Source organism: Pseudomonas sp. FG86 (assembly GCF_057808775.1).
The window spans coordinates 1-19,722 of the sequence record NZ_JBMDIS010000106.1; the positions used below are offsets into that span (position 1 = coordinate 1).

The following is a 19,722-nucleotide window of genomic DNA, read 5'->3' on the forward strand; positions in this document are numbered from 1 at the left end:
TGATGACTTTACCGGCGCCCGCCTTGATCAATTCGGTCGCAGCCAGCCTGGCGCTGTCGAGGGAGTCGACCGTCACACCGCTCAGCGCGGTCGCCTCGCTTTCATTGGGAATCAGGTAGTCGATCGAGGCATACCACTCGGTCGGCAAAGGACCGCTGACCGGCGCCGGGTTAAGAATAACCGTCTTACCCAACTCACGACCGCGCTTGAGCGCATGCCCCACGGTCTCCATTGGCACTTCAAGCTGGCAGACGATCACATCGGCGGCCTGCAGCACCGCGTCAGACGCCTGCAACGAAGCTGGCGTGAGTTCACCATTACTGCCCGCGACGATCACAATGGCGTTCTGGCTGCTGTCATCTACGACAATCAGCGCCACGCCGCTGGAGCCGGCAACGGTGCTCACAGCCCCGCAATCGATGCCTTCCACCCGCAGCGCATCGCGCAGCTGGCTGCCGTAGGCATCAGTGCCGACACAACCGATCATCGCAACCTCGGCCCCCAACCGCGCCGAAGCCACGGCCTGGTTGGCGCCCTTGCCGCCGGGAACGGTGGAAAACGATTGGCCGATCAAGGTTTCACCGGCACGGGGCAAGCGACTGGCACGGGTCACCAGGTCCATGTTCAAGCTGCCTACTACCACTACTTTTGCTGGCATACATCAATACTCATCAATTCGGTTCAGCGGTATTGGGCGAACACACCGGCAATTGGCGCCGTCGACTCACGCAACACGATGCTCGGCGTCACGATGCGTTGATCGATCGGCAGTTGGGGTGTCGCAATCCGTCGCAGTAAAAGTTCGGCAGCCGTCTCGCCCAGTTGCACGATCGATTGCCCGACCGTGGTCAGCGCCGGGTAGACGTAACGGCCCATTTGAATATCGTCGAAACCAATCACCGACAGCTCGCCGGGCACGCGGAGATTACGCTCAGCCGCCGCGCGCAGCACACCAAAGCCGATCATGTCGTTGCTGGCGAAGATTGCGCTGGGCGGGTTTTCTGCCAATAACTGCACAGCCGCAGCATAACCACCGGTACTGGTGAAGTCGCTTTCCCGGGTGCGATCAGCCGCCACCTCCACACCCGCCTCGCGCAGCGCACGGTGATACCCCGCCAGGCGCATCTGCGCCACGCGGGTATGGACTGGGCCGCCAATACAGGCGATGTCCCGGTGACCCAGTTCAAGCAAGTGCCGGGTGGCCAGGTAAGCGCCCTCCTCGTGGTCGATACGCACCAGGTCAACGTCAATGCCGTCCAATGCCCGGTCGACGATGACCATGGGCGTGCGCACCGCGCTCAAACCCGCGGCGAGGCCGCTGTCGTCACCGCCCACGGAGGTCACGATCAAGCCATCGACACGTTTTTCCAGCAACACCCGCAGGTAGCTGCGTTGCTTTTCAGCATTGTCGTCGGAGTTACACAGGATCACGCAATAGCCATTGCGCTCGCAGTAATCCTCGATGCCTCGGGCCAGCTCGGCAAAATACGGGTTGAGGCTGTTGGGTACCAGCAGGCCAATAGTCGCCGTGGTCTTGGCCTTGAGCGAGCGCGCGACGGCGCTGGGCACGTAGTCCAACTGCTTGATCGCGGCTTCCACCTTGATGCGCACCGGCTCGCTGACCGGACGCGTCTTGTTCACCACATGAGACACGGTGGTGTAGGAAATACCGGCAAGCGCTGCCACATCCTTGATCGTTGCCATGGCTCAGCCTCGCCGACTGGCGCGTTGGCTGCGGTAGGTATCGAGGACCACGGCAATCACGATCACAGCACCGGTGATGATGCGCTTGGTGGGCTCCGTGGCACCGATCTGCGCCAAGCCAGCGGCCAGCACCGAAATAATCAACACACCAAAGAACGTACTGATGACCGAGCCGCGCCCACCCATCAAGCTGGTGCCGCCGATCACCACCGCAGCGATCACTTGCAGTTCCAGGCCGGAACCGGCGTTCGGGTCTGCCGCTTCCAGGCGTGATATCTGGAACAACGCCGCCACGCCAGCCAGCAGGCCCATGAGGCTGAACACCAGGATCTTGTAGGGCTTGGGATTGATCCCTGCCAGGCGCACGGCTTCTTCGTTGGTGCCGATGCCGATCAGGTAACGACCAAACACGGTACGGGTCAACACCAGTTGGGCAACGATGATCACCAGCAAGGCGATGATAAATGACGGCGAAATGCCGAAGGCAATCGGGTTGGACAACCAGGCGAAGGAATCACCGATATAGGCGGTGCGCGAGCCGGTCATCTGGTACGCCACACCGCGTGCCATTTCCAGCACGCCAAGGGACACGATGAACGACGGAATGCGCCAGGCCACCGTGATCGAACCCGTAATCGTGCCTGCCAATGCGGCGCAGCCCATGCCGAGCAAGGCTGCCGGCAACACGCTCCAGCCCCAGCCAAGAATCGCCACGCTGACGGCCGATGCCGCCAGTGCCAGCACCGAGCCCACTGACAGGTCGATACCGCCGATAATCAGGATGAAGGTCATGCCCACTGCCAGCACCATCAGGTCTGGAATCTGGTTGGCCAGGGTGCTGAAGGTGTCGTAGGACAGGAAGTGATCACTGAGCACCGAAAACAGCGCAATCATCGCCAGCAACGCACCTGCCAGCCCCAGGTAGGTGCCCAGGCCGTAGAAGTTGCCAACTGCTTTACCGGGGGAAGTTGTTGTTTTCATGGGGTATCCCTAAGCGCGGCGTCATTGAGCAGCGCATCACGTTTCTGATAGCCGGCAAACGCGGCGGCGAGCAATTCGTCCTGGGTCCAGCTGTCACGTTCGAAGGTCTCGATCAGGCGCCCGGCGGACAGCACGCCGATGCGGTCGCAGATCAGCATCAGCTCACGCAGGTCACTGGACACCACCACCAGCGCTTTACCCTGGCGAGTCAACTCGCCGAGCAAGGCATAAATATCGAACTTGGCCCCCACATCGATACCGCGGGTCGGCTCATCGAACAGCATCACCGAGCAGTCGCGCTCCAGCCAGCGGCCTATTACCACCTTTTGCTGGTTGCCGCCGGAGAGCTCGGACACCAACTGCGCCGGGCTGGAACTGCGGATGCGCATGGCATCGATCTGGCGCTTGGCCAAGGCGGTTTCATCGCGGCGATTCACTACACCGCCGCCAGAAATTTCCGGCATGTTGCCCAAGGCAATATTGGCGCTGATGGACTGGGTCAGCAGCAGGCCTTCGCCCTTACGGTCTTCGGTGATCAGGGCAATGCCGTGGCCTACCGCGTCCACAGGTGAACGAATGCTGACAACCTGGGCTGGGGAGCCCAGCGCCACGGTGCCGCTGTCGGCGAGGTCGGCACCGAAAATGAGGCGTAGCAACTCGGTACGACCAGCGCCGATCAGGCCGGAGATGCCATAGATCTCGCCAGCACGCACTTCAAAGGACACATCACGAACCTTGTCCGAACGCGTCAGGTTTTTCACCGTCAAGGCGGGACCGCCGATTGTCCGCGGGCCCAGATCGATGTGCCCGCCGAGCTCGCGACCGACCATCAAGGTGACCAGTTGCTCACTGTTGTAATTGGCCATCGGCTCGACACAGACCAACTTGCCGTCGCGCAGTACCGCAATGCGCTGGGCTACACGGGCCAACTCTTCGAGCCGGTGCGAAATATAAATGATCGCCACGCCCCGGGCCTGCAGGCGAGTGATTTGTTCAAACAGCATCTCGACTTCACGGGCGGTCAGCATGGCCGTAGGTTCGTCGAGGATCAGCACATGGCAGTCGCCGATCAGGTTGCGCGCGATTTCGACCATTTGTTGATGGCCGATGCCCAGGCTGCCAACCAAGGTGTCAGGGTCGATTGCATCCAGGCCGACCTGAGCCATGGCGTCGATCGCGGCTTTACGCAGTTGCTTGCGGCTGATCCAGCCACAGTGGCTGGGCAGGTTGTCCAGGAACAGGTTTTCGGCCACGGTCAGCGTTGGCAGCAGGTTGAGTTCCTGCATGACCATACGTACGCCCAACCCTTCGGCCTGGGTGCGACTGCCTGGACGGAAGTCCTCGCCATTGAACTGCATATGCCCGGTGGTCGGTGTGACCAAACCGCCGATGATCTTCGACAAGGTACTTTTGCCTGCGCCATTTTCACCGGTCAACGCCAGCACTTCCCCGCGATTGAGCGTCAGGGTGATGTCGGACAGAACCGGTTGGGCATAGGTCTTGCCGATACCGCTGACCGAGAGGACAGCGTTCGGGGCGGAAGATGACATAGGAAAATCTCCAGGCGCCCGCTCAGGACGAGCGGACGCTGTTGGTGCTGCCAGGATTACTGCTTGGTAACGAGTTCGACCGGAGTTTCGATCACACCGTCTTTGGCGTCGACTTTTTCACCCTTGACCAGCTTCAGGGCATTCTGGATACCGAACACGGCTTGCTGGGCGGCAGCCTGGTCAGCAGTCGCCAAGACTCGGCCGTCCTGCAGCATCGGCTTGATGGCCTCGATGTTGTCGTAGCCCACCACCATCACTTTCCCCGCCTTGCCTGCTGCACGTACCGCAGACACTGCGCCCAAGGCCATATTGTCATTACCCGCCAGCAGAGCCTTGATGTCCGGGTATTCGCTCAGCATCGCAGACGCCACTTTCTGGCCCTGGTCGATTTCCCAGTTACCGGATTGGGTGGAGACGATTTTCATACCGGCAGCGTCCATCGCATCCTTGAAGCCTGCGGTGCGCTGCTGGGCATTGGTAGTGGTCGGCACACCTTCAATGATGCCGACCTTGTCACCCGAGGCCAGTTTCTTGGCCAGGTAGTCGCCCACCAGCTTGGAGCCTTTGCGGTTGTCGGGGCCTACGAATGGGATATTGAGGTTTTTGCTTTTCAGTACGTCCGGGTCCAATCGATTGTCGATGTTGACGACTTTGATACCGGCGTCGGAGGCTTTCTTCAGCACGGTGACCAGCGCCTTGGAATCGGCTGGGGCGATGACGATAGCGTTGACCTTGGCAAGGATCATTTGATTGACGATATCGATCTGCGCGCTGGTATCGGTTTCGTTCTTGATACCGTTGGTGATCATGTCGAAATCAGCGGAGTGCGCCTTTTGGTAATCTTTCGCCCCCTCCTGCATCGTCACGAAAAACTCGTTGGCAAGGGACTTCATCACCAGGCCGACCTTGGGTTTGGCGGCAGTATCGTCAGCGAATGCAGAGGAGAGCGGTAAAGCGACGGATGCGGCAGCAAGCACAGCGACAGCAAGAAGACGTCCAGCAAATGGCAGCTTCATGGGTTCACTCCGATCTTATGATTATTGTGAGCAACGCTTGCACCGAAAAGCGCTTCGGCAGCCCTCCCACCTGGGTGGCTGAAACGAGCTTTCACGAGACTCAGGGAGCCACCCGTGAAATATCTCGCAAACGTTTGCGTTATTCAAACTATGAGAACCTTGTCGAGATTTGTCAACGCTGGAAAACAACCTTTCATCCAGGCCCTCTATCCCCTGCCTTGCCGCTCGATCGCAGCGATCAGTAAACATCACCTGCGCCCAGTCGTTCTCTAAAACGACAGGCCATGACGCCTCCGTCGCGCAGAGTGTCCGGAGAGTTCGTCACTGCTTTCGGACAACCGAACGCGAACCCACTCTGATGTTCGGAAAGCCGGACAACGGGCCAGCCAACCGGTCCGAAACAGCGAAAATAAATCTTTTTAAATCAACAACTTAATTTATATACAAGGCCACAATCAGACTGGTACAGATCCTGCTCTTCCCTAACACCTCGCGGCGTTCAGAACCGCCCGGGTGTTCTAGATGAACTTGCTACCGCACTCATCAAAAACCAGAGAGAAAAATAATGAAATCTGCACTGAAGAACATTGTTCCGGGCGCATTAGCCCTCCTGCTGCTGTTCCCCGTTGCCGCCCAGGCAAAGGAAGTTGAAACCAAGGCCAAACTCTCCAACGTAGTGATCCTTGCTACCGGTGGCACCATTGCTGGCGCTGGTGCCAGCACGGCCAACAGCGCTACTTACCAGGCAGCCAAGGTCGGCATCGAGCAGTTGATTGCCGGTGTTCCTGAACTGAGCCAGCTTGCCAATGTGCGTGGCGAGCAAGTGATGCAAATCGCATCGGAAAGCATCAACAACGAAAACCTGCTGCAACTGGGCCGCCGAGTCGCCGAACTGGCCGACAGCAAGGACGTGGATGGCATCGTGATCACCCACGGGACCGACACCCTCGAAGAAACCGCCTACTTCCTGAACCTGGTGGAAAAAACCGACAAGCCTATCGTGGTCGTCGGCTCCATGCGTCCAGGCACCGCCATGTCAGCCGATGGCATGCTCAACCTGTACAACGCTGTCGCCGTTGCCGGCAGCAAAGATGCCCGCGGCAAAGGCGTGCTGGTAACCATGAATGACGAGATCCAGTCGGGTCGCGACGTCAGCAAGATGGTCAACATCAAGACCGAAGCCTTCAAGAGCCCATGGGGCCCGCTGGGCATGGTGGTCGAGGGTAAATCCTACTGGTTCCGCCTGCCGGCCAAGCGTCACACCATGGATTCGGAATTCGATATCAAGACCATCAAAAGCCTGCCCGACGTCGAAATCGCCTACGGCTACGGCAACGTAGGCGACACTGCCGCCAAGGCCCTGGCCCAGGCCGGCGCCAAAGCCATCATCTATGCCGGTACCGGCAACGGCTCAGTGTCGTCCAAGGTTGTTCCTGCCCTGCAGGAGCTGCGCAAGCAAGGTGTGCAAATCATTCGCTCGTCTCACGTGAATGCCGGCGGTTTCGTACTACGCAATGCCGAACAGCCTGACGACAAGTACGACTGGGTCGCCGCCCACGACCTGAACCCGCAGAAAGCGCGGATCCTGGCAATGGTTGCACTGACCAAGACCCAGGACAGCAAGGAACTGCAACGGATGTTCTGGGAATACTGATTACTAGCCATACCCTGTAGGGACGAGCTTGCTCGCGAAAGTGGTTAACGATGACGCGGTCCGTCTGGCTTAACCTATTGCCTTCAAGTCTTTCGCGAGCACGCCCGCCCCTACAACTCTTCGCCCCCCCGCCCCGCCGCTACACAAAAATCCCAAATCACTGTCAGACGGCCTTGTTTAACTTTAAGCAGTTGCGAAACTGCCTACAGTTAAATACTGTATGCACGTACAGCTAACTAAGGAATATTCCGTGGCAACGTCCTCTTCCGCAGCACCAACCCTGCCCGATGCCTATCAACGCCTGGCCGTTCGCGTGCAAAAAGTCATCAATTCGACCAATGCCCAAAAAAACAAGGCGGCCTTGATCTTCCGTTTGCCGGATGAGCCAGAGGACGAGTGGGCGCGTTTGCTTGAAGAGATCGCAGAAAACGACAACGTTACCCTCGCCTATCGGGACGACGGTGGCGTGCAGATTTTCTGGGTTGTGCCGAAGGAAGACTGATTCAATGAGTGTCCGTTTTATTGCTGTGCTTTGCTTGTTTTTTGCCGTCACCGCCCATGCCCAAGCGCCCCGAACGTTCAGCGAAGCCAAAAAAATCGCCTGGAAACTCTACGCCCCACAATCCACTGAGTTCTACTGCGGCTGCAAATACACCGGTAACCGCGTGGACTTGAAAGCCTGCGGTTATATCCCTCGTAAAAACGCCAGCCGCGCTGCACGCATCGAATGGGAACACATTGTTCCGGCCTGGCAGATCGGGCACCAGCGCCAGTGCTGGCAGAATGGCGGACGCAAGAACTGCACACGCCATGATGAGGTGTTCAAACGTGCCGAGGCGGACCTGCACAACCTGGTGCCGAGTATCGGTGAGGTCAACGGCGATCGTAACAACTTCAGTTTTGGCTGGCTGCCGGTGCAAAGCGGGCAGTACGGCTCATGCTTGACCCAGGTCGACTTCAAGGCCAGGAAGGTGATGCCGCGCCCGTCCATACGCGGAATGATTGCCCGGACGTATTTCTATATGAGCAAACAATACGGCTTGCGCCTGTCGAAACAGGACCGGCAACTTTATGAAGCCTGGGACAAGACCTACCCTGTGCAGCATTGGGAGCGTCAGCGCAACCAGACCATGGCCTGTGTGATGGGGCGTGGAAATGAGTTTGTCGGCCCGGTGAACCTCAAGGCCTGCGGTTGAACGCGGGCGGGAGCACTCGGCGTGCTCTCGCCCTACCTGCCGGTTACTGCGCAGTCTTGTGCTCGACAACCTGCGATTCGGTGTCGTTTTTCTTGGCGCGGGCCAGCTTTTCCGTGAGCAGGGCCTGCTTGGCTTCCGCATCGGCCTTGGTTGCGAATGGCCCCAAGTACACTTCGTCCTTGCCGTTTTCCTTCACGATATAAAAATTGAAACCATGCTCCAGCAACCACGCGGTCAGGTCGGTGATCGCCTGTAGCTTGTGGTCAGGCGGGCCTACCCAAACGTCCCATTCCTGGGCAGCAATCGCGCCGGTCTGTGGCTGGTTTTCAGTCACGGCAGGCTTGGCCTTGGGCGCTTCGACAGGTTTGCCTTCACCGCAACCGGCCAATGCCAACACCGCAATTGCCATCGCTACTTTACGCACTGCCCTGCTCCTTAAAGGATAAAGAGGCAACTTTATCATTCACTGTCTATTCTGGCCGTCATAAACGTTGGCTTAAACAATGCGAATGATGTATCGCAGACCTGTATGATGCCGCCATGGGAATTAATGTTGCCTCTATGCGTCCTAAAAAGAGGCAGTCACAGGGAAGCGCTTAGCAGTAAGCTACACACATCCGACACCTGCCCTGTCTGAAACATGTGTCCTTAAAAGTAATCAAGGAGAAGTCCATGCTGATACTCACCCGCAAAGTTGGTGAAAGCATAAACATCGGTGATGACATTACGATCACCATCCTGGGCGTCAGCGGCCAGCAAGTACGAATCGGCATCAACGCACCCAAGGACGTTGCCGTGCATCGCGAGGAGATCTACCAGCGCATCCAGGCTGGCCTGACAGCTCCGGACAAAAACCAGACTCCTTGAAGCACTCCAGTAGCCAGCCTTTTCGCTCTGTAACGGCTGGCGAAAACTGCCTAGACCTGCTCGCGCCTTATTCTTGTCCCGCGCACTGCCCTTGCATCTGCATTGGCAGATGAAACTGTCTTCATCCCTGGAACTTGTCGCGCGATTCGCAGCCGAAACTCCTGACTCACTCTGCCGACATCTGAGCACACTCAGGAGCACGCCGATGAGGCGCACCTCAACACAACGCTTTATCACCTATTCCTGGGCGATCGCCGTGCTGATCGGGTTGGCCTTTGCCGGCCTGGAATATGGTTTGAGGTTCGAAATTGAAAGGACAGACGCCACCGACGCCCCTTCATGGCTGGATCTGGCTTTGTTTTTGTGCGGCTACCTGTTCATGTTCTGTCTCAAACCGATCCAGAAGGCCATCCAGCGCAAGTTGTGCCAGCGAGCCACCCACCGCGCCCACCCAAAAAACGCGGGTTGATAGGTCGCAGTTTCGCTAATAGATCACCGGTGTTTACAGTCTTCCAACAGGATCTATGCTTGGGCTTGCACGATCAGTGAAAGGTGCTTACGCAGATGGACACCCTCAGCAAATCCCAAATCGAATCTGCCCTGGCGAGCCGCCTGCCCAGCTATACGGTCAATTGCACGTTGCATGCCGACGGCACCCTCTCCGCCATCCTCAGCGGCCCGGAAACCGACCACTTCGCGATTACCGGCATTGTGCGCGCGCATTATCGCGGGACTGAAGCGATTGCCCGTCTGGCCAATGAAATCCTCAGGGAAATGGTGCTGTCACGCCAGGGCATGAGAAGCAGCCGACTGCAACAGGTGCCGCCTGGTCATACATCCTGCGAATAGGACCGAGACCGCCAAACCGGGCTCGGCTTTTTCGCATCAACCTGCCAGGCGCCGCAAGCGCAGCAAACCGCCACCGTCGTGCTCGACGTGCAAGTGTTCATACCCATCGGTGGTGGCATGCGCAGTGTGCATGGTCGTCAGGTGAGTCGAGGTCACGACCATCACATCCGCGCCAGCGGCCTCGCCTGCCCGAATACCTACCGTCGCATCTTCGAACACCAGGCAGTCCTGTACCGCCGCCCCCAGGCGCTGTGCGCCCAGCACATAACAGGCAGGGTCAGGCTTACCACTGGCCACATCTTCAGCCGTCACCAGCACCGCAGGCGGAGTGATGCCGGCCGCTTGTAGCCGGCGCAACGCCAACTCCCGGGGGGCAGACGTCACCAGCGCCCATTGGTCGCCAGGCAGACGGTTCAAAAACTCAACGGCACCGGGAATCGCCACGACGCCTTCGACATCATTCAACTCCGCCTCGGTAATCCATTGCGCCTCCACCTCAGGATCAACCCCAGGCAACGCCTGGCGGGTAATGGTATCGATGGCCCGAGCGCCATGAATGGTAGTCAGGAAGGCCTTCACGTCCAAGCCGTGACGTTCAGCCCAGATACTCCAGACCCGCTCGGCGGCGGCAATGGAGTTGAGCAGGGTCCCGTCCATATCGAATAGGAAGGCGCGGTAAGGCCGGGTAAAGACGCGGATGGACACTGCTGGGCTTCCTCTTGGACGGTGACAAATGATGAGCCCGTTGCAATCTACGGGTCAGGTCTGCACTTGTAAACGCTACGGACAAGTGCCACAGCGTTTTCATTACACACTTGTAATCAAGCGGTAAGTTTTGTCAGCACCCTCACTTCATACAGTGGAGTCACCAGTCAGCCATAGCGGTTGACGCCACCTCCCACTGATGAAAAGGACCCGCCCGATGAAACCTGTAAGCAAACTCTACCTGATCGCCGCCAGCCTGTTGATGCTGGGCACCGGAACCGCCATGGCCAGCACCATCGCGCCGGTCAAAGCCAATAACGTGGTGCTGGTTCATGGTTCCTGGGCCGACGGCTCCAGTTGGTCCGAAGTGATCACCCGACTCCAAGCCGCCGGCCTGCATGTGACTGCGGTGCAAAACCCATTGACCTCGGTTGCCGATGACGTTGCTGCCACCAACCGCGTACTGGATCAACAAGCAGGCCCTACCGTACTGGTCGGCCATTCCTACGCCGGCAGCGTGGTCAGCGACGCGGGAGTAAACCCGAAGGTCAGCGCATTGGTGTATGTGGCTGCCCGTGCGCCAGACGCCAACGAAGATTTCGTCACCCTCTCCGCCCAGTACCCGACCATGCCCGTACGCAACGGAGTGGAAGAGCACGACGGCTACCTCACCCTGAGCCAGGACGCCTTCCTCAAGTACTTCGCCGCCGACGTGCCACGTGCCAAGGCCCTGGAGCTTTACGCCGTGCAACAACCGATCGCCAAGACGCTGTTCAGTGGCCGAACCGTGAATGCCGCCTGGCACACCAAACCATCCTGGTACGCCGTATCTACCCACGACCAGACCATCAACCCGGACCTCGAACGCTTCCTCGCCAAGCGCATGAACGCCAGCACGATCGAGCTGCCGTCGAGCCACTTGTCGCTGGTATCCCACGCCAAGGAAATCACCGATCTGATCCTCGCAGCGTCCGGCCGCCAGCCTTAAGCCTTTTATTACGAACTTGTCATGATCCTGTTGGTTGGCTGTTTGTGTCGCCTGGTTACTGTGAACTCACTGCCAACGACCGGGCAACCCGCCCTTAACGAGAGATACCTCCATGAAACTGTTTGCCCTTGGTTTTGCCGCTTTACTGGCCACCGGTTCGGTATTCGCGGCCGACACTCCAGCTGCCACGGACGTGATCCACGACAAAACCGGCTTCTTCGTACACCTGGACGTCGCCAAAGTTCTGTCGAGTACCGACACTTACGGCCAATGTGGAATCGTCCCGGCACAACTCAAATACCTGGACCACCAGGACCGCGAACATGTGCTGGACTATCAGGTCCAAAGCATCGGCTGCGCCAATGACAATTGATCGGGCTACACTTGCGCCACGCACTGAACCAGGGCACTTCCCATGAACATCCTTGTCGTCGAAGACGAGCCCAAGGCCGGCAATTACCTGCTCAACGGCCTGCAGGAGCTGGGCTACTCCGTAAGCCTCGCCCGTGACGGGGTAGATGGCTTGCACCAGGCCTTGGAAACGCCATTCGATGTGATCGTACTCGACGTGATGATGCCGAAAATGGACGGCTGGGAAGTGCTGCGGCGCTTGCGCAAGGAGGCCGACACGCCGGTGCTGTTCCTCACCGCCCGCGATGACATTGCCGATCGCATCAAGGGCTTGGAACTGGGGGCTGATGACTACCTGATCAAACCTTTCTCCTTTGCCGAACTGGTCGCGCGCCTGCGCACCTTGACCCGACGCGGCCCGAGCCGCGAAGAAGAACACCTGAACATCGCCGACCTGCACATCGACGTGCTCAAGCGCCGTGTCACCCGTGCCGGTACGCGCATCACCCTGACCAATAAAGAGTTCGCCCTGCTGCACCTGTTCGCCACGCATCAGGACCAGCCGTTGTCCCGCTCGTTGATTGCCTCGCGGGTCTGGGACATGAATTTCGACAGCGACACCAATGTGGTGGACGTAGCCGTGCGGCGCCTGCGCCTGAAAATCGATGACCCGTTCCAGCTCAAGCTGATCCACAGTGTGCGGGGCATCGGCTACCGTTTCGATACCCAGCCATGAGCCCAAATCGACATTACTCCTTGACCTTGCGCCTGGCGTTGATCTTCGCCTTGCTGGCCTTTGTGCTGCTGGCCACCCTGGGCGTGGCGCTGTACCGTGAGCTGGAGCGTGAGCTGATCATGCGCGACGACGCCGCATTGATCTACCGTATCGACCAGTTGCGCAACCTGCTCAACGACAGCAACACCCTGGACCTGATCAAGACCAAGCCGGAGCTGTTCCAGAACATGCTGGGCAATCGCGAGTCGGTGCTGAGCATCACAGCGCCTGGCCAGCCCCCCCTGCTGGTCGTCAACCCCGGCAACATCGAGGTGCCATCCGTCCCCCCCGTGCCGAAAAACCATACCCTGGCGTTGACTGACGTACACCATTTTCCCGGCGTGGATGGCGTACCGTTTGCCATCGTTGCGGCCTCCATCGACTCTGGCGACCTGGGCAGCCTGCAAGTCACCACCGGCCGCCTGATGACTGAACGCACCGCCGTGCTCGCCAGCTACCGATTGAGTGTGTATATCCTGGCCAGCATCGCGGCAATCTTCCTCGCCCTGGTGGGCTACCTGCTGGTACACCGTGGCCTGCTGCCCTTGCGACGACTGGCACGGCATGCCCAGGGAATCGGTGTCGGCAACCTGGCTGAACGCCTCGACAGTCGTGGCACGCCCAAGGAGTTGCTGCCGATGATCGACTCGTTCAATACCATGCTTGAACGCCTGGCCAAGGGCTTTACGCAACTGGGCCAGGTATCCACCGACATGGCCCACGAACTGCGTACACCGATCAACAACTTGCTGGGGGAAACCCAGGTCGCCTTGCAACAGAGCCGCAACGTCGAAAGCTACCAGCAGTTGCTCGCGTCTAATGTAGAAGAGCTTGAACGCCTGGCCCGCATGCTCGATAACATGTTATTCCTCGCCCGCACCGACCCGGCAAGTGCATTGCGCCAGCGCCAGGAATTAAGTGCAGCAGACGAAGTGGAACGCATGGCTGATTACTTCGAAGGATTGGCGAGTGATGCAAATATGCACATCATCGCCGAGGGCGCAGGCGTGATCTGGGCCGAGCCGATGCTGCTGCGCCGCGCATTGGCCAACCTGTGCGCCAATGCCATCAAGTATGGCGCTCCTGATTCCGATCTGTTGATCCAGGCGCTTCCCAATGCCGAAGGCATCCACCTGAGGGTCAGCAACCAGGGCGACACCATTGCTGCCGAACATTTGCCGCGACTGTTCGAGCGGTTCTACCGGGTGGATGAGTCACGGGAGCGGTCGGCACAGTCCAATGGGCTAGGGTTGTCGATCGTGGCCACCATCATGCAGTTGCATAACGGCCGGTACAGCGTCAGCAGCCAGGACGGCGTGACGTGTTTTGAGTTGTTCTTTCCGCAACGGGGTCACTGAGCACCGCGGGCCAGAACTTCGGTGGTATTTTGCAAAAATTTGTCGGTCACCCTCTGCTCTGACTCCCACTATTCTTTTCTCCCAAGCGCTCTCTCACACGATTTAAAACAGGTGTCAGGCTTTGCAGAAAAAACAGTATCGATTTGGCTCGACGAATACGCTGAATACCCCGACTCAAGGCAGAGCGGGCGGAGGAAATGACGGAGGTCCCGGTGTGGAAAAACGATTGAGCTCACTGGAAAAGAGGCTGGCTGAAATGAAAGAGAAGCTATTCACCGTTTCAAACAGGGCAGACTCCATGGAAAAGCATTTCGCTACCAAGGCGGACCTCGCAACCACTGAACTGAATCTCATCAAATGGTATGTCGCAACGGCGTTCGCCATGACAGGCCTGGCCTGTGCGATCACCTTCGGGCTTACCCGACTGCTTGCCACCTGAAGTCAACCCGACAGATCAGCTGACCTGCCCGCCCGCTTCCGTTACATCCACGGATGTTTGCCACGCCGTCAGCACAGCCACCTGCAACCCTTTGACCAGCGTGGTCAACGCCATTGAAGGCTGCCCCGAGACAACCACCTGCTCCGGCAGGTACGGCACGTGAATGAAACCACTGCGTACACCCGTTCCTGCGAGTGAGTGCTGCAAACGGTAGAACACTTGGTTGCAAACGAACGTCCCCGCTGTCTGCGAGACTGAGGCTGCTATACCCGCCTCGCGCACGGCCTTGACCATGGCCTTGATCGGCAACGTGGAGAAGTAGGCTGCGGGCCCATCGACCACTACAGCCGTGTCAATCGGTTGCTCCCCCAGGTTGTCGGGAATACGGGCGTCATTCAGGTTGATCGCCACCCGCTCTATGGATATCTCGCCACGCCCAGGCCCCAGGCCCGTCGCGATGATCAGGGCCGGGTGCAACTCATCTATCAGTTGGGCCAGGCACTCGCCGGCAGTAGCAAAGGCGCAGGGCAAACGACGCGCAACAATTTGCACATCGTCACCCAACGGCATGCCATCCAACTGACGCACGGCCTCCCAGGATGGATTGATCGCGTCTTGATCAAAGGGCTCGAAGCCCGTCAGCAGAACGATTCGCATCCTGGCCTCACATCAACAGGTAAAGCAGGACAATATTGACCACCAGCATCATCAACGCGGTCGGCAACTGCGCCTTGATCACCGCGTTTTTGTCCGGCAGCTCCAACAAGGCGGCCGGGACGATATTGAAGTTGGCCGCCATCGGCGTCATCAGCGTACCGCAGTAGCCGGAAAACATGCCGATCGCCGCCATCACCGCCGGGTTGCCACCGTAGATACCCACCAGCACTGGCACACCGACGCCACCCGTCATCACCGGGAAAGCCGCAAAGCCGTTGCCCATGATCACCGTAAACAAGGCCATGCCCAGCACATAAACCATCACTGCCACCAACTTGTAATCCAGGTTGATGTAGGTGGTGGTGACGTGGGCGACGGCCGTGCCCACTCCGGCTTCATTGAACAGCAGCCCGAGCATCGCCAACATTTGCGGGAGCACCATCGCCCAGCCAAGGGCTTCGGTCAGGCGGCGGGATTCGCGCAAGGCTTGCACCGGGGTGTCGCGAGTCAACCAGCAGGCCAGGCCGAGGGCGATCAGGCAGCCGATACCGAGGGACACAAAGGTGGTGTTCTTCGGGTCCAGCAGCGGTACGCCGCCGATCTCGGTGTGCTTGAGCAACACCGAACCAATCACCGTCGTCAGCGGAATGGCCAGCGCCGGGATAAACAACTTGTGGCCCAGTCGGCCGGCACTCGCGCGGGAAGCCTTGTCGTGCAATTCGGCATGGGCGCCACGGCCAACGCCGCCCAACCCTGCGATCAACGCCATCACCACCACACCCGCCCCGATCACCACCGACGGCAGGCGCTCGCCCACCAGAAACGGAATAGCGAACAGCAACCAAAACAGGGTGCTGGACCAGCGCTTCGGGTGGCTACGATCCAGCAGGATCATGCCGGCAGTGATCAACAGCAACACACCGGCGAGCCAATACAGGTATTGAATGGAAATGATCATTGGGCGGCCTCCACTGGCGTGGCGACGGCGGTCATTTCCCGCGTCAACCGTCGATCAAATCGATGCAACCGAATCGCGTGGATGATAAAGGCGCAAATCGCCGTGGGAATGCCCCATACCGCGATGTGCAGCGGTTCCACATCTATCCCCGAACCAAGCAAAAAGGTGTGCATCAGCGCGATTGCGCCAAAGGCGACAAAGATGTCCTCACCGAAAAACAGCCCGACGTTATCGGTCGCCGCGCACATGGCCAGCACCTTGTGACGCAGTTTGTCCGGCAATTTGCCAAAGCGCTTTTCCGCCGCACCTTCGGCCATTGGCGCGAGCAGCGGGCGCACCATCTGCGGATGCCCACCAAGGCTGGTCAGCCCCATGGCAGCGGTCGACTCACGCACAAACAGGTAGATGATCAACAAACGCCCGACCGTGGCGCGTTCGAAACGAGCGATCCAGTTCTGTGCATGCAGGCGCAAGCCATGGCGCTCCAACAGCCCGATGACAGCCAATGGCAGCAACAGAATCAATTGCAGGGCGCGGGTCTGAAGGAAACCATCGCCCATGGTGGCGAGGATTTTCTCCAGCGGGAAATGGGCAGCGAGCCCGGTGGCGATAGCGGCGGCGGTGACCACCAACAGTGGATTGAAGCGCAAGACAAAGCCAACCACGATGACGAGTACGCCGATCAACGGCCATAGATTCACAACAGTTTGCATGGCGGTGAGGTCCTTAAGTGCGCGCTGCGGCGCCATTACAGCAGGATGTGAACAAAGGGTTCACAGCAAGAAAGTGGCGTGCAGTCGGCTCGGTTTTTTATTGTTGACCTGGAAGGTCGAGCGTCGGTGGCGGCATCTTTGCCGCTTGGGGCGGGGGGTGTCCAACAAGAAAAGTTGTTGCTGTAAACCAATAAATTTTGTGGGTAATGGGCGCCAGGTGAACCGGCGCCCTGGGAGGATTCAGGCCAGACGTTTCTGGAAAAAGTGACGTTGGTGTCCCGGTGGATAATCGGCAATATGCCCGAACTCAGTGAACCCCAGCTTTCGATAAAACCCGGGCGCCTGGAAACTGAAGGTATCCAGCCAGATCCCGGTGCAGCCATGCTGCCTGGCCAACTCTTCAGCGGCGCGCATCAGGCGGGAGCCAGTACCTTGGGTGCGTAACTGATCGGGAACACTCAACAACTCAATGAACAACCATCCGTATGAAATCTTCCCATACAGCCCACCGACCACCTCTTCAGTGACAGGATCCCGCAGCAAAATCCCTACGGTTTCGAACGCCATATCGCCGGTATGACTGAGGTTATACGCCCTCAACGGTTTGAGGATTGCCTCACGCTCCTGCGCCGTCACGTCGAACGACACTTCCATTAACTGCTCCATCGCTGCCTCCCCGGTTGAATTCAAACAGTGCCCAGTATGGCGTCAACCCTGCAAAAAAGGGCCAACCTCTCGGTTGGCCCTGCGATCGCGCGCCCTCAAGACAGCCCTGTATCAGAGCTGGCCTGAGGCTAGACAGTGAAGAATCCCAATCCGAAACTATACTCAACCAATACGGTGCGCATTCCTGCGCATCGTTTACGGCATGATTGCCGACAAAGAGGTAGCCAACATGTACGCCGGGCAAATGGGTATGGCGACAACGAATGGTGAAATACGCTGCCAGATGATAGCCCAGATCATCTGCCTGCTCGCGGTGGCTCAGCTTTTCTGCTGATCGATCCGCCCTCACGTTTCAAAGCGAGCCGCGTCAGTGGCCAGGCGACGCCGTGCCCAAATTCCAGACAACAAAAAAGGGCCCACCTTTCGGTGAGCCCTTCTAGACCGCCCAGCAGAGCGGATTTTGTTTGGTAGGCGCGATTGGACTCGAACCAACGACCCCCACCATGTCAAGGTGGTGCTCTAACCAACTGAGCTACGTGCCTGCTGTGAGGCGGCATTCTACGGAATTTCGGAGGGGTGTCAACATCTTTTTTGCAGCTAACCCTATGAATATGCGAATTTTTTATTTGCGGCTGGTGCATTTGCATTTTTCGGGTGGCTGGCAGGCAATTTTCAACTCAGGTAGGATCGGGGCACTCGTAAAAAATATAAAACAGAGGTTCCAGGATGGCGAACACCCCCTACCCCCAGTCGTATTACGCTGCGTCCGCCAACGCGGTCCCTCCGCGTCCGGTACTGCAAGGCGAAGTGGAAACCGATGTGTGCGTGATTGGTGCCGGCTATACCGGCTTGTCCAGCGCACTGTTTCTACTGGAAAACGGTTTTCGCGTGACGGTGCTGGAAGCCGCCAAGGTCGGCTTTGGCGCGTCGGGCCGCAATGGCGGGCAGATCGTCAACAGCTACAGCCGCGATATCGATGTGATCGAACGCAGCGTCGGGCCCAAGCAGGCGCAATTGCTGGGGGACATGGCGTTTGAAGGCGGCCGGATCATTCGCGAGCGGGTGGCCAAGTATCAGATCCAGTGCGACTTGAAGGACGGCGGTGTCTTCGCCGCACTCAACAGCAAGCACATGGGCCACCTGGAATCACAGAAGCGCCTCTGGGAGCGTTATGGCCACACACAACTGGAGCTGCTCGACGAGCGCCGTATCCGCGAAGTAGTAGCCTGTGACAACTATGTCGGCGGCCTGCTGGACATGAGCGGCGGGCATATCCACCCACTCAACCTGGCGCTGGGTGAAGCAGCGGCCGTGGAGTCTCTCGGTGGCACGATCTATGAGCAGTCAGCAGCTGTACGCATTGAGCGCGGCGCCAACCCGGTGGTGCACACGACCGAAGGCAAGGTCAGGGCCAAGTTCATCATCGTGGCGGGCAATGCCTACCTGGGCAACCTGGTGCCGGAGTTAGCAGCCAAGTCGATGCCCTGCGGCACTCAGGTGATCACAACCGCACCACTCGGGGATGAACTGGCCCAATCGCTATTGCCGCAGGATTACTGCGTCGAGGACTGCAACTACCTGCTCGACTACTACCGACTCACCCGTGACAAACGACTGATCTTCGGCGGTGGCGTAGTGTATGGCGCGCGCGACCCGGCAAATATCGAAGCGATCATCCGCCCGAAAATGCTCAAAGCCTTCCCTCAGCTCAAGGACGTGAAGATCGACTACGCCTGGACCGGCAACTTCCTGCTGACCCTGTCGCGCTTGCCGCAAGTCGGCCGCCTGGGCGACAACATCTATTACTCCCAGGGTTGCAGTGGCCACGGCGTGACGTACACACACCTGGCGGGCAAGGTATTGGCCGAGGCACTCAGAGGCCAGGCCGAGCGCTTTGATGCGTTTGCCGACCAGCCGCACTACCCGTTCCCGGGCGGGCAACTGCTGCGCACGCCGTTTGCGGCGATGGGGGCTTGGTATTACGGGCTGCGAGACAAGCTGGGGTTCTGATTGGAAAGTTTGCCTGGGATGTGACAATGCGGGCTCATGATGAGACCCAGTCGTTGCTATCGCAGGCAAGCCAGCCGCCATCGCGTTGCGATGGCTTGCGCGGGCGCACTGACCAGCACCAAATTGCAGACACAAAAAACCCCGGTCTTTCGACCAGGGTCTTTGCTATCGGATCAAAGTAGCCAGTGGCTTTCTTTGTGCTTCAAGGCGTTCAGTAGGCCTTGATGCAGATATGGCGCAGCGGACGGGACTCGAACCCGCGACCCCCGGCGTGACAGGCCGGTA

At 58.7% G+C, this 19,722-nt stretch carries 24 protein-coding genes and 1 tRNA gene; 13 read left to right on the forward strand and 12 right to left on the reverse strand.

Annotation, left to right across the window (positions count from 1 at the left end):
* From ACODSV_RS32545 to ACODSV_RS32565, 5 genes are all read right to left on the reverse strand, one after another.
* On the reverse strand, nt 1-658 hold a 658-nt coding region (locus ACODSV_RS32545; protein ID WP_489078396.1), incomplete at its 3' end, for a ribokinase.
* Nucleotides 659-681: 23 nt separating this feature from the next.
* Entirely contained in the window at nt 682-1,704 is a 1,023-nt protein-coding gene (locus ACODSV_RS32550; RefSeq protein WP_024076476.1) for a LacI family DNA-binding transcriptional regulator, read from the reverse strand.
* A gap of 3 nt (nt 1,705-1,707) precedes the next feature.
* A complete protein-coding gene (locus ACODSV_RS32555) occupies nt 1,708-2,685 on the reverse strand; it encodes an ABC transporter permease (protein WP_150055610.1) in 978 nt (325 codons plus the stop codon).
* Nucleotides 2,682-4,235, reverse strand: a complete 1,554-nt coding sequence (locus ACODSV_RS32560) for a sugar ABC transporter ATP-binding protein (RefSeq protein WP_454843428.1) — start codon at nt 4,233-4,235, stop codon at nt 2,682-2,684. The genes ACODSV_RS32555 and ACODSV_RS32560 overlap by 4 nt, the downstream gene beginning before the upstream one ends.
* A 56-nt stretch (nt 4,236-4,291) precedes the next feature.
* On the reverse strand, nt 4,292-5,251 hold the full coding sequence (locus ACODSV_RS32565) for a sugar ABC transporter substrate-binding protein (RefSeq protein WP_024076479.1): 960 nt from the start codon (nt 5,249-5,251) through the stop codon (nt 4,292-4,294).
* Nucleotides 5,252-5,816: 565 nt separating this feature from the next.
* Here ACODSV_RS32565 and ACODSV_RS32570 point away from each other — a divergent pair.
* From ACODSV_RS32570 to ACODSV_RS32580, 3 genes are all read left to right on the forward strand, one after another.
* On the forward strand, nt 5,817-6,905 hold the full coding sequence (locus tag ACODSV_RS32570) for an asparaginase (RefSeq protein WP_024076480.1): 1,089 nt from the start codon (nt 5,817-5,819) through the stop codon (nt 6,903-6,905).
* A gap of 250 nt (nt 6,906-7,155) precedes the next feature.
* Nucleotides 7,156-7,407 (forward strand): DUF1654 domain-containing protein, encoded by a 252-nt coding sequence (locus tag ACODSV_RS32575; protein WP_172831355.1) that lies wholly within the window; start codon nt 7,156-7,158, stop codon nt 7,405-7,407.
* 4 nt (nt 7,408-7,411) lie between these two features.
* Nucleotides 7,412-8,101 (forward strand): endonuclease, encoded by a 690-nt coding sequence (locus ACODSV_RS32580; protein WP_150054081.1) that lies wholly within the window; start codon nt 7,412-7,414, stop codon nt 8,099-8,101.
* A 43-nt stretch (nt 8,102-8,144) separates the two neighbouring features.
* Here the strand turns inward: ACODSV_RS32580 and ACODSV_RS32585 are convergent, their stop codons facing one another.
* On the reverse strand, nt 8,145-8,510 hold the full coding sequence (locus ACODSV_RS32585) for an SPOR domain-containing protein (protein WP_150054087.1): 366 nt from the start codon (nt 8,508-8,510) through the stop codon (nt 8,145-8,147).
* Between the two features lie 263 nt (nt 8,511-8,773).
* Here ACODSV_RS32585 and csrA point away from each other — a divergent pair, with 263 nt between their 5' ends.
* From csrA to ACODSV_RS32600, 3 genes are all read left to right on the forward strand, one after another.
* On the forward strand, nt 8,774-8,968 hold the full coding sequence (csrA, locus tag ACODSV_RS32590) for a carbon storage regulator CsrA (RefSeq protein ID WP_003192511.1): 195 nt from the start codon (nt 8,774-8,776) through the stop codon (nt 8,966-8,968).
* A 205-nt stretch (nt 8,969-9,173) separates the two neighbouring features.
* A complete protein-coding gene (locus ACODSV_RS32595; RefSeq protein ID WP_024076484.1) occupies nt 9,174-9,437 on the forward strand; it encodes a hypothetical protein in 264 nt (87 codons plus the stop codon).
* A 95-nt stretch (nt 9,438-9,532) separates the two neighbouring features.
* Entirely contained in the window at nt 9,533-9,817 is a 285-nt protein-coding gene (locus ACODSV_RS32600) for a hypothetical protein (protein ID WP_024076485.1), read from the forward strand.
* A gap of 36 nt (nt 9,818-9,853) precedes the next feature.
* Here ACODSV_RS32600 and ACODSV_RS32605 read toward each other — a convergent pair whose 3' ends face one another.
* Nucleotides 9,854-10,522, reverse strand: coding sequence for an HAD-IA family hydrolase (locus ACODSV_RS32605; RefSeq protein WP_150054082.1), 669 nt, complete (start codon nt 10,520-10,522; stop codon nt 9,854-9,856).
* Between the two features lie 217 nt (nt 10,523-10,739).
* Here ACODSV_RS32605 and ACODSV_RS32610 point away from each other — a divergent pair, with 217 nt between their 5' ends.
* The 5 genes from ACODSV_RS32610 to ACODSV_RS32630 all read left to right on the forward strand — a co-directional run bounded on the left by ACODSV_RS32610 (nt 10,740) and on the right by ACODSV_RS32630 (nt 14,433).
* Nucleotides 10,740-11,510 (forward strand): alpha/beta fold hydrolase, encoded by a 771-nt coding sequence (locus tag ACODSV_RS32610; protein ID WP_150054083.1) that lies wholly within the window; start codon nt 10,740-10,742, stop codon nt 11,508-11,510.
* A 112-nt stretch (nt 11,511-11,622) separates the two neighbouring features.
* Entirely contained in the window at nt 11,623-11,883 is a 261-nt protein-coding gene (locus ACODSV_RS32615; RefSeq protein ID WP_150054084.1) for a DUF2790 domain-containing protein, read from the forward strand.
* Nucleotides 11,884-11,925: 42 nt separating this feature from the next.
* The gene (locus ACODSV_RS32620; protein WP_024076487.1) at nt 11,926-12,597 is read left to right on the forward strand and encodes a heavy metal response regulator transcription factor; all 672 of its coding nucleotides are present in this window, start codon (nt 11,926-11,928) and stop codon (nt 12,595-12,597) included.
* The gene (locus tag ACODSV_RS32625) at nt 12,594-13,994 is read left to right on the forward strand and encodes a heavy metal sensor histidine kinase (protein WP_150054085.1); all 1,401 of its coding nucleotides are present in this window, start codon (nt 12,594-12,596) and stop codon (nt 13,992-13,994) included. The genes ACODSV_RS32620 and ACODSV_RS32625 overlap by 4 nt, the downstream gene beginning before the upstream one ends.
* 214 nt (nt 13,995-14,208) lie before the next feature.
* Nucleotides 14,209-14,433, forward strand: coding sequence for a hypothetical protein (locus tag ACODSV_RS32630; RefSeq protein ID WP_024076489.1), 225 nt, complete (start codon nt 14,209-14,211; stop codon nt 14,431-14,433).
* Between the two features lie 15 nt (nt 14,434-14,448).
* Here the strand turns inward: ACODSV_RS32630 and pcp are convergent, their stop codons facing one another.
* The 4 genes from pcp to ACODSV_RS32650 form a co-directional block, all read right to left on the reverse strand.
* Nucleotides 14,449-15,090 (reverse strand): pyroglutamyl-peptidase I, encoded by a 642-nt coding sequence (pcp, locus tag ACODSV_RS32635; RefSeq protein ID WP_150054086.1) that lies wholly within the window; start codon nt 15,088-15,090, stop codon nt 14,449-14,451.
* Between the two features lie 7 nt (nt 15,091-15,097).
* Nucleotides 15,098-16,048, reverse strand: coding sequence for a DUF979 domain-containing protein (locus tag ACODSV_RS32640; RefSeq protein WP_069076648.1), 951 nt, complete (start codon nt 16,046-16,048; stop codon nt 15,098-15,100).
* Nucleotides 16,045-16,761, reverse strand: a complete 717-nt coding sequence (locus ACODSV_RS32645) for a DUF969 domain-containing protein (RefSeq protein ID WP_024076491.1) — start codon at nt 16,759-16,761, stop codon at nt 16,045-16,047. The genes ACODSV_RS32640 and ACODSV_RS32645 overlap by 4 nt, the downstream gene beginning before the upstream one ends.
* A 240-nt stretch (nt 16,762-17,001) precedes the next feature.
* Complete coding sequence (locus ACODSV_RS32650; RefSeq protein ID WP_024076492.1) at nt 17,002-17,427, reverse strand: GNAT family N-acetyltransferase; 426 nt, start codon at nt 17,425-17,427, stop codon at nt 17,002-17,004.
* Nucleotides 17,428-17,629: 202 nt separating this feature from the next.
* Here ACODSV_RS32650 and ACODSV_RS32655 point away from each other — a divergent pair, with 202 nt between their 5' ends.
* Nucleotides 17,630-17,761, forward strand: coding sequence for a hypothetical protein (locus ACODSV_RS32655; protein ID WP_024076493.1), 132 nt, complete (start codon nt 17,630-17,632; stop codon nt 17,759-17,761).
* Between the two features lie 131 nt (nt 17,762-17,892).
* Here ACODSV_RS32655 and ACODSV_RS32660 read toward each other — a convergent pair.
* A tRNA-Val gene (locus ACODSV_RS32660) sits at nt 17,893-17,969 on the reverse strand.
* A 184-nt stretch (nt 17,970-18,153) separates the two neighbouring features.
* Between ACODSV_RS32660 and ACODSV_RS32665 the strand changes: the two genes are divergently transcribed.
* Nucleotides 18,154-19,437, forward strand: a complete 1,284-nt coding sequence (locus tag ACODSV_RS32665; RefSeq protein WP_489044271.1) for an NAD(P)/FAD-dependent oxidoreductase — start codon at nt 18,154-18,156, stop codon at nt 19,435-19,437.
* Nucleotides 19,438-19,722: the final 285 nt, after the last annotated feature.